The sequence below is a fragment of the Phenylobacterium sp. genome (assembly GCF_016793285.1).
In the GTDB taxonomy this organism is placed as follows: Bacteria; Pseudomonadota; Alphaproteobacteria; order Caulobacterales; family Caulobacteraceae; genus Phenylobacterium.
On sequence record NZ_JAEUMO010000179.1, the window covers coordinates 1 to 9,041 of the forward strand.

Consider the following 9,041-nt stretch of genomic DNA (forward strand, 5'->3'; position numbering starts at 1 on the left):
TTCGCGCGGGGAAACCGTTTCGAAGATCTGGGACTACATCAAGAAGAACAACCTGCAGAATCCCGCGAACAAGCGCGAGATCCTGGCCGACGCCAAGCTGAAGCCGATCTTCGGCGGCAAGGACAAGGTCAGCATGTTCGAGATGAACAAGCACCTGGCCGCCCACCTGAAGTAGGATGCGAGGCGGTGCGCAGGGTTGCGCGCCGACAGGTCATCGGAGAGACCTCGCGGGCGGCTCGCCCTGCGGGGTCTCTTCACATTCGGGGCCCCCTTTTCTTTTCCACAGGCGCCATCCATAAGAGCCGGCCTTTCGAGACTGACGTCACGTGACCCCTCCCAATCGCGCCATCATCCTCGCCGCCGGCCAGGGCAAGCGGCTGCTTCCGCTCACCGAGGACCGCCCCAAGTGCCTCATCGAGCTCTCGGGGCGCACCCTGCTCGCCTGGCAGTTGCTGCGGCTGCAGGCCGCAGGCGTGCAGGAGACGGTGATCGTCACCGGCTTCCGCGCCGACCAGGTCGAGGCCGAGGTTGCCCGCCTCGGGCTGGCCATGCCGGTGCGGCTGCAGTTCAACCCGTTCTACACGGTCAGCGACAACACCGCGTCCTGCTGGATCGTGCGTGAGGAATTCGACCGCGAAGTCCTGGTCCTGAACGGCGACACCCTGTTCGGCCCGGGCATCGCCGAGAAGCTGCTCTCCGCGGCCGTCGCCGACATCACCGTCACCATCGACCGCAAACCGGCCTACGACGCCGACGACATGAAGGTGCTGACCGAGCAGGGCCGTCTGATGGCCATCGGGAAGACCATCACCGCCTACGACGCCGAGAGCATCGGATTCCTCCGCTTCTCGCCCGCAGGGGCCGCGAGGTTCCGGGCGGGCGTCGAGCAGGTGCTGAGCCACCCGGAGGGCCTGCGCCGCTGGTATCTCTCGGTCATCGACGAACTCGCCCGCGCAGGCGTCGACGTGAGGGTCTGCTCGATCGAGGGCCTGGAGTGGGGCGAAATGGACTTCCCCCAGGACGTCGACAACCTCACCCGCCTCAGCGCGGGCTGGGACAAGCCCTAGAGCGCGCTGCGCGATCCGGGAATCAGGAAGCGCGCGCTAGGTTTTTGATTTCGCATCGTTATCGCCGAAACCGGCGGCCGCCCTTCGGCACGGTGCTTTAGATGTCGCCTACGATCCGCCGCACCAGGTCCAGGTCCGCGGCCTTGTCCACGTCCACCGAGGCCAGCCCGTAGGGCGTCTCCACGATCGCCGCCCTCACGCCCGCCAGCGACCCCAGACGCGCCGCGGCGTCCTTCAGCGTCAGCCGGCCCAGGGCGTAGCGCGCCAGCATGCCGATCCCCAGGATCCGCGCCTGCCGCCAGGGCCGCTTGCGCTCGGCCTCGACGCGTCGCCAGAGATCGACCACGCCCATCGCGCGCGCATTGGCCAGGTAGAAGAGGTTACAGCCGCTCCAGTGCCCGTCGGCGAGCCTGATCCAGGTCCGCTCGGTTCCCGGCGCCGCGGCCTCGACGGTCGCCCGCGCCGCCACCAGAGCCGCCACGTCGGCCTCGGTCGGCACGTCGTCCACGAAGCGCCGCACCCACGCGCCCTCCAGCAGCGCGTGGTCGGCCGTGGTCACCAGCAGCGGCGTCCCCAGGTGCTCGCCAGCCACCTTCACGCTCAAGCTGGGGCCGGCCTCCTCGTCGCGCACCTCGACGCCCAGCACGGCGGCCTCGACCCGCACGTCCGGATGGCTCGTCACCACGCAGATCCGCGCCGCGCCGGCGTCGCGCAGCGCCACGGCCACCCGCGACAGCAGCGTCCGCCCCTCGAGCCGGATCAGCGCCTTGTGCGAAACCCCGCCATACGCCGCGACCGCGTCCGCCGCGCCCGCCCGCGACCCCGCCAGGATCAGGGCCGCAAACCCGCTCACGCGAGCGCCTTCTCGTACAGGCGGTAGGTCTTGTAGACTTTCGCGCCGCCCACGTCGCAGATCCGGCGCATGGCGGTGTTGTCCTCCAGCACCCACGAGAGCTCATAGCGCTCATAGCCCAGCTTTCGCGCCGAGCGCGCTACCGCGTCGATGAGCTGGAACGGCAGGAGCTGGCCGCGCATCGTGGTCGCGAAGCGCCGCTTCACGCCCATCAGCGGGACGCGCCCGGTCTTCACGCCCCTGACCTTCAGCCGCCAGATCAGCGTGGCCCAGCCGAAGGGGAAGAGCCTGCCGCGGAGGTCACGGATCGCCTCATTGATGTTGGGCAGCAGCACCATGAAGCCCGCCGCTTCGCCGTCGATCTCGGCGAACCAGGTCAGCCTGGGGTCGAGCACCAGCTTCAGGGTGTTGGCCAGCGCCTGGGTCTCTTCCTCGGTGGTGGGCGTGAAGCCCCAGTTGCCGCTCCAGGCGTCGTTCAGGATGCCCGTCAGCGTGCGCACCTCGGCGTCGAACCGCTTCATGTCGAGCTGGCGCAGGGTGACGCCGTCCGCGGCGCCCTTGCGCACCCTCCGCAGGATCGGCCCCGGCAGATCGTCGGCCACGCTGCAGACGTAGGCGTAGATGTCCTTGGCCCGCGAATAGCCCGCGCCCTCGATCCGCCCCGGCGCGTAGCGCGCGTCGTGGCTCATCATGAACATCGGCGGGGTGTCGTGGCCCTCCACGAGCAGGCCGACCTCCTCGTTGGTCGAAAGGTTCACGGGCCCCAGCGCAGCCCGGCAACCGCGCTCGCGCAGCCACGCCTCGGCCGCGGCGAACAGGGCCTCGAACACGGTCGGGTCGTCCTCGGCGGCGATCATGCCGAAGTGGCCGACACCGTCCTTCGTCTGCGGGTTCAGGCGGTCGATCTGCGCCGAGATGCGGCCCACGTCGCGGCCGTCCTTCACCGCCAGCCAGAACTGCACGTCGGCGTGGGCGAAGAACGGGTTGCCCTTGGCGGTCAGCGACTCCTGCCGTTCGATCATCAGGGGCGCGACGTAGTTGGGATCGCCCGCCGAGAGCCGCATCGGCACGCGGATGAACCGGTCGAGTTCGGCCTTCGAGCTCACCGGCACGATGCTGACACCGCCCCCCAAGGCCGTCATCCCTCTTGGTAGAGCAGCATGGTCAGCCCGAACGCGGCGAACATCATGGGTGCGGCCCAGGCCGCCAGTATCGGCGGCGCCGCTCCGTTCTCGCCCAGCGCCGTAAACGCCCCGTCGAAGACCATGAAGAGCAGTCCCGCCGCGAGGCACTGCACCAGCAGCGTCGCCCCGCCGCCGCGGAAGTTCGCCATCGCCACCGGCGCCGCCAGCAGCAGCATCACGATCGAGGCGATCGGCGCGGCCCACGACCGCTGCAACTGGGTGTCATAGTAGGTGCGGGGCCTTACCGACAGGCCGCCGGCCAGCGCGCGGCTGGCCTCGGCCGGCGTCACGGTCGTCTGGCCCGCCGCCAGCGTGCGGATGTCGCCGGGCTTCAGGTTCTCGCTCCAGTCCATCGACCGGGCCTGGCCCTCGGAGATGCTGCCGGTCCCCAGCGTCTCGAACCGCGGCTCGATCAGCCGCCAGCGGTCGTTCTCGTAGACTGCGGCCTGGGCGTCGGTCTTCTGCACGAGCCGTCCGGTCTGATCGCGGCGATAGATGGTCACCTTCTCCAGGCTGCGGCCGTCCGGATCGCGCGGCACGGCCACCACGATCTCGTCGCCGACGCGGAAGGTGAGGGGGTCGACGATCTTCGTCGGGTCCTTCGGCGTGCTCTTCTGCCACCACTCCGACAGGATGGAGTCGGTGCGCGGCGCGATCGCCATGCCGATGGCGAGTTGCGCCAGCACCAGCACGAGCACCGCCGGGATCGACATCATCGTCACCCGATAGGCCGAGATGCCGGTGGAACGCATGGCCGTCACCGCGCTGTCGCCCGCCAGCTTGGCGAAGGTGAAGAGCGATCCCGCCAGCGCCGCCAGCGGCGCCGCCTGCTCGATCAGCCGCGGGAGCCTGAGCAACGCGTAGTAGGCCACGCCCGCCGCGCCCAGCTTGCGGTCGAGGATCTCGGTGGTCACGTCGAGCAGGTCGAGGATCTGCAGGATGCCGACCAGCACCGCCAGCGCCGCCAGGATCCGCGATCCCATCAGCTTCATCAGGTAGGAGGGCAGCGTCATGCCGCGGGCGCCCCGGTCGCGGCGCCGGCGCGCTTCAGCCGCACCTTGGCCACCTGGCTGCCGATGAACTCCGTGAGCCGCCCGATCGGCGTCTCGCCCGGCCGCTTGCGGCTGGTGATGAACACCGTGAACGCGATGGCCGCGAAGCCGAAGAACGGGGCCCCCACCGCGACCTCCGGCGGCACGCGGCCGGTCTCCGCCAGGCCCTGGCCCAACTGCACCAGGTGGAAGAAGGCCAGCAGCAGCAGCCCCCCCACGATGATCCCCGGAGCGCGCCCGCTGCGCTTCGCCGCCATCCCCAGCGGCACGGCCAGCAGCGGCAGCAGCGGCAGCACCAGGGCCCGCGCCAGGCGTCCATAGAGTTCGGCCAGCAGCGTCGCCTTCGGGATCACCGTGTTCCCGCTCTCGGCCTGGTCCGCCAGCTCGAACAGGGTGAGTTCGCGCTCGTCGCCGCCGCGGGCGCGCAGCAGCTTCGCCGGCCCCTGGATCGGCAACTGCATGGTGAAGTCCTTGAAGCTCAGGAGTTCGGGCCGACCCTGTTCGTTGTAGCGCAGTTGCTGGCCGTTCTTCAGCTTGAGCTGGACGTTCTTGCCGTCGGCGGTGCGCCGCACCTCGGCCATCCCGGCGGTGGTGACCTCCTCGCGGCCCTTGTCGGTGATCCGGCGGATGAAGATGCGGCTGAGCTGCTGGCCCGCGGCGTCGGCCGCGTCCGTCGTCATCGTCAGGTCCTTCGACGGCAACAGGATGGTCTCGGCCGGCACCAGCCCGTTCCAGCCGGCGTTCTGCGCCGTGTGCAGCACCGCGCGGTAGGCGTAGCGGCTGTAGGGTTGCAGGAAGCCGAACACCACGAGGCTCACGGCCGCCAGCGCCGCAGCCAGGCAGAGATACGGCGCCGCCAGCCGCGTCAGCGAGACGCCCGCCGCCAGCAACGCGTCCACCTCGGAGGCCTGGTTCATCCGGTTCACGACGATCACCAGCGCCAGGAAGAACGCCGCGGGCAGCGTCAGGCCCACGTAGTGCGGCACGAGGTTCACCGCGAGCTGCGCGACGAAACCGAACCGGTCGCTGGAGGCCGAGAGCAAGTCGAGCAGGCGCAGCGTCCGTTCCAGCAGCAGCGCCAGCAGGGTGACGCCGGTCGCGCCCACCATCGGCCAGAAGGCCAGCCGGAGCAGATAGCGGTCGACGTGGCTCAACAAGGACCCTCGGAAACTCAGGCGCGCCAGCGGGCGGCGAAGTCGGCGGCCAGCGCGGAGGCTTCCTCCTCGCTCAGCGCGACGTGCGACGCAAGGGCGGGCGGCCCCGGCCAGCCTGCATCCGTGAAGGTGTGGCCGCCATGCGTCCGTTCGCCGGCATACCGCGGCAGCACGTGGAAATGCACGTCGGGGTCGACCATCATCAGCATCAGGTAGTTGATACGTTCGTAGGCGACAGTATGGCGAAGCAGCGCCTCGATGCCGTCGACGGCGGTCTTCAGGTCGGCGAAGGCGCCCGGCGAGAGGTCCGAGAACGCCGTCGCAGCTTCCTTGCAGACCAGCACCAGCGCGCCGAAGGTCGGCTGCTGCGGCCGCACCAGCACCAGCCAGTACTCGGTCTCGGCGACCAGGGTGTTCGGGTGCCCGAACTTGCGGGCGGTGGCGTTGGTCACGGGCGGTTCCTGGCGGCGCGGCGGCGAAGCGCGATCATAGGGACGCGGTCCGCGGCGTGAAAGCGTGAACGGCCACGGCGATCCCGCGCTTGCCTTTACCGATTGCAATATGCAAGTGGATAGGAGCCCCAATCCGAGGTTCCCGATGTCGCTCGCGCTCTACGGCCATCCGTTCTCGTCCTACACGCAGAAGGCGCTCATCGCCCTCTACGAGAACGACACCCCGTTCGAGCTCCGCGAGATCGGCCCAGACACGCCTGACAACGCCGCCGAATGGTTGCGCCGTTGGCCGCTGGCCAAGTTCCCCATGCTGCTCGACGGCGACCGCCACGTCGTCGAAACCAGCATCATCGTCGAATATCTGCAGCTCAGGCATCCCGGCCCGGTGCGCCTGATCCCGGACGACCCGATGGCGGCGCTGGACGTGCGCTTCCTGGACCGCTTCTTCGACATCCACGTGATGGACGCCATGCAGGTCGCCGTCTCCAGCAAGCTCGGTCAGATCCCGATGAAGAGCGAGGACGGCCTGGCTCTCGCCGCCCAGCGGCTGGACCGGGCCTACGCGTGGCTGGAGGACCACCTCGCCGACGGCCGCGCCTGGGCCGCGGGCGAGGCCTACACCCTCGCCGACCTGGCCGCGTCGTCCTCGCTGTTCTACGCCGACTGGGTCCACCGGATCCCGGAGGCCTGTCCGAACGTCCGCGCCTACCGCGCCAGGCTGCTGGCGCGCCCGTCCTTCGCCCGCTGCGTCGATGAAGCCCGCTACTTCCGCCCCTACTTCCCCTTGGGCGCGCCGAACCGGGACTAGACCGCAGCGGCAGGCCGGGCATGGCCGGAGACGACTCGTCGGCAGCCGTCTGGACTGACGCCCGGGCAATCCTGCGTCATGCTCCCGCGGAGAAGCGGCCGAAGGCCGCCACGCCATTCAGGAGGAGGCGGCCATGTCGCAGGGTCTGTTCAGCGACCTTCTGGTCATCGATTGCGCGAGCTTCATCGCCGGCCCCGCCGCGGCCACGGTGCTCAGCGACTACGGCGCCCGCGTCATCAAGGTCGAGCCGCCGGTCATCGGCGACGCCTACCGCAACCTCTTCCGCCTGCGCGGCACGCCCGACGACATCGACTACTTCTGGGCGCTCGACTCCCGCAACAAGGAGAGCCTCGCGCTCGACCTGCGCCGGCCCGAGGCGCAGGCGGTGCTGCAGACGCTGGTCAAGCAGGCCGACGTCTTCATCACCAACACCCCGTTCCCGGCCCGCGAGCGCCTGGGCATCCGCGCCCAGGACCTGATGCACCTCAACAGGCGCCTGATCTACGCTTCGCTCTCGCCCTACGGCGAGCACGGCCCCGAGCGCGACCGCACCGGCTTCGACGCCACCGTCTGGTGGGCGCGGTCCGGCCTCATGGACATGGTCCGCGCCAATCCACAGGCCGAGCACGGTGTCTCCATGCCCGGCATGGGCGATCACCCGACCGCCATGGCCATGTACGGCGCCATCGTCACCGCCCTCTACAAGCGCCAGATGACCGGGGAGGGGTCCGAGGTCTCGACCTCGCTGCTCGCGAACGGACTCTGGGCCAACGGCTGCCAGGTGCAGGCCGCGCTCTGCGGCTACGAGCTCATGGAGCGCCCGCCGCGCGGCGCCCGCGGCGCGCTGAACGAGATCTACGCCACCGCCGACGGCCGCCACTTCATCATCGCCAGCACCAACCCGGCACGCGACTGGCCGCTGCTGGCCAAGGCGGTGGGCCACGCCGAGTGGCTGGAGGATCCGCTCTTCGCCACGCCGGAAGCGCGGCTGATGAACGGCCCCGAACTGGTCCGCCGCTTCGATGCGCTGTTCGCCGCCCAACCCTACGCCCACTGGGCCCAGGCGCTGTCGGACGGGGACGTCACCTTCGGGATCGTCGGCACGATCTACGACCACTTCAGCGACGGCCAGATCGAGGCCAACGGCCTTTTCCCCGAGTTCGAGGGTCACTGGCTGCGGACCGTCGACAGTCCGTTCCAGATCGAGGGCGAGAGCAAGTTCCAGCCGCGCATGGCCCCCGGCATCGGCGAGCATACCCGCGCGCTGCTGGCCGAGTTCGGCTGCTCTGCCGCCGAGATCGAGGCGCTGGCGGCAGAGTAGCTTCCAGCGATGCTCACCGCGAGCCGGACGGCCCCGTGATCCGCACGTAGTAGCCGTCCGGATCGCTCACCCGAAAGTCGGTCAGCCCCCATGGCTGCGCCACCAGCGCCGACACCTCGGCCCGCTGGGACGCCTGCGCGTGCAGGGCCGCGACGTCCTCGACCACGACCACGAGCTCGACGCCCAGCCCCACCGGGTGGCCCGGCCGCGGGCGGGCAGGGTGGCTCTCGGGAAGCTGGGCCGCCGCGTTCAGGCCCAGCACTGCGCCGTCGCGGCCGATCGAGGTGTAGCCGCCGGGCGCTGCGCGCAGCACCGCGAAGCCCAGGACGTCGCGATAGAAGGCCGTCGAACGCGCCACGTCCGCGACGAACAGCTCGACCCGCAGGTCCGGCCGCGAGGTCTCCGTGTCGCGCTCGCCGCGCTCGCTCATGCGCGCAGGATCTTCGTCATCGCCTTGCCCTTGGCGAGCTCGTCGACGAGCTTGTCGAGGGTGCGGATCTCCCGCATCAGCGGCTCCTCGATCGTCTCGACCCGCACGCCGCAGACGACGCCGGTGATCGCGTGGCGCGCCGGGTTCGGCCGCGCCTCGGCAAAGAAGGTCTCGAAGTCCGACTTCCTGGCGATCTGCGCCTCCAACTCGGCCTGGGTGAAGCCGGTCAGCCAGCGGACGATCTCGTCGACCTCGGCCTTCGTGCGACCCTTCCGCTCCGCCTTGGCGACGTAGTGCGGGTAAACGCTCGCGAAGCTGGTCGTGAAGATGCGGTGTTTCGTCGGCAAGGTCGGGTCCGTTCGGCTCGGCGCGCCAGGGATCGTAGCATGCTCCGGCGTCCGTCTTGGCGCCTTCATCCGATTTCGATATGCAAGCGGTTCGGCGTGCAAGGAGGATCGGAGCCATGATCACCGTCTGGGGCGGGCAGACCTCGCGATCCATCCGGGTGGTGTGGGTGCTGGAAGAGATGGGCCTGCCGTATCGCGTGCGGCAGGTCGACATGCTGGCCCCGGTCCAGGATCCGGCGTTCCTGGCGGTGAATCCGGCCAACTACATCCCGGCGATCGAGGACGGCGACGTGGTGATGATCGAGTCCGTTGCGATCATGGAGTACCTGATGGGACGCTATGGCCCGACGCCGCTGGCGCCCGCGCCCGACGA

12 protein-coding genes are annotated in these 9,041 nt (G+C 69.8%); 5 read left to right on the forward strand and 7 right to left on the reverse strand.

What is annotated here, in order from left to right; all coding sequences use genetic code 11:
• The coding region (locus JNL41_RS15725; RefSeq protein ID WP_293476570.1) for an SWIB/MDM2 domain-containing protein at positions 1–175 on the forward strand (175 nt) is incomplete at its 5' end.
• A 151-nt stretch (positions 176–326) separates the two neighbouring features.
• The gene (locus tag JNL41_RS15730) at positions 327–1,067 is read left to right on the forward strand and encodes a phosphocholine cytidylyltransferase family protein (protein ID WP_293476548.1); all 741 of its coding nucleotides are present in this window, start codon (positions 327–329) and stop codon (positions 1,065–1,067) included.
• Positions 1,068–1,164: 97 nt separating this feature from the next.
• On the opposite strand, the gene JNL41_RS15735 is transcribed toward JNL41_RS15730, so the two are convergent.
• From JNL41_RS15735 to JNL41_RS15755, 5 genes are read right to left on the reverse strand one after another with little or no spacing between them, the layout of a single operon-like run.
• Positions 1,165–1,920 (reverse strand): nucleotidyltransferase family protein, encoded by a 756-nt coding sequence (locus JNL41_RS15735; protein ID WP_293476550.1) that lies wholly within the window; start codon positions 1,918–1,920, stop codon positions 1,165–1,167.
• Positions 1,917–3,062 carry a dATP pyrophosphohydrolase gene (locus JNL41_RS15740; protein WP_293476552.1) on the reverse strand — a complete coding sequence of 382 codons (1,146 nt, stop codon included), beginning with the start codon at positions 3,060–3,062 and terminating at the stop codon, positions 1,917–1,919. The genes JNL41_RS15735 and JNL41_RS15740 overlap by 4 nt, the downstream gene beginning before the upstream one ends.
• A complete protein-coding gene (locus JNL41_RS15745) occupies positions 3,059–4,117 on the reverse strand; it encodes an LptF/LptG family permease (RefSeq protein ID WP_293476554.1) in 1,059 nt (352 codons plus the stop codon). The genes JNL41_RS15740 and JNL41_RS15745 overlap by 4 nt, the downstream gene beginning before the upstream one ends.
• A complete protein-coding gene (locus JNL41_RS15750) occupies positions 4,114–5,310 on the reverse strand; it encodes an LptF/LptG family permease (RefSeq protein ID WP_293476556.1) in 1,197 nt (398 codons plus the stop codon). The genes JNL41_RS15745 and JNL41_RS15750 overlap by 4 nt, the downstream gene beginning before the upstream one ends.
• Before the next feature lie 17 nt (positions 5,311–5,327).
• Positions 5,328–5,762, reverse strand: coding sequence for an HIT family protein (locus tag JNL41_RS15755; protein WP_293476558.1), 435 nt, complete (start codon positions 5,760–5,762; stop codon positions 5,328–5,330).
• Between the two features lie 145 nt (positions 5,763–5,907).
• On the opposite strand from JNL41_RS15755, the gene JNL41_RS15760 reads away from it, so the two are divergent.
• Positions 5,908–6,570, forward strand: a complete 663-nt coding sequence (locus JNL41_RS15760; RefSeq protein WP_293476560.1) for a glutathione S-transferase family protein — start codon at positions 5,908–5,910, stop codon at positions 6,568–6,570.
• A 133-nt stretch (positions 6,571–6,703) separates the two neighbouring features.
• Complete coding sequence (locus tag JNL41_RS15765; protein ID WP_293476562.1) at positions 6,704–7,891, forward strand: CoA transferase; 1,188 nt, start codon at positions 6,704–6,706, stop codon at positions 7,889–7,891.
• A 13-nt stretch (positions 7,892–7,904) separates the two neighbouring features.
• On the opposite strand, the gene JNL41_RS15770 is transcribed toward JNL41_RS15765, so the two are convergent.
• Both JNL41_RS15770 and JNL41_RS15775 read right to left on the reverse strand, forming a co-directional pair.
• Positions 7,905–8,321: a VOC family protein gene (locus tag JNL41_RS15770; protein ID WP_293476564.1), complete on the reverse strand. Its 417-nt coding sequence runs from the start codon at positions 8,319–8,321 to the stop codon at positions 7,905–7,907.
• Complete coding sequence (locus tag JNL41_RS15775) at positions 8,318–8,668, reverse strand: DUF2200 domain-containing protein (RefSeq protein WP_293476566.1); 351 nt, start codon at positions 8,666–8,668, stop codon at positions 8,318–8,320. Before JNL41_RS15775 ends, JNL41_RS15770 begins: the two co-directional genes overlap by 4 nt.
• 116 nt (positions 8,669–8,784) lie before the next feature.
• Between JNL41_RS15775 and JNL41_RS15780 the strand changes: the two genes are divergently transcribed.
• Positions 8,785–9,041 (forward strand): glutathione S-transferase N-terminal domain-containing protein (locus JNL41_RS15780; RefSeq protein WP_293476568.1); only part of this gene is annotated, 257 nt, incomplete at its 3' end.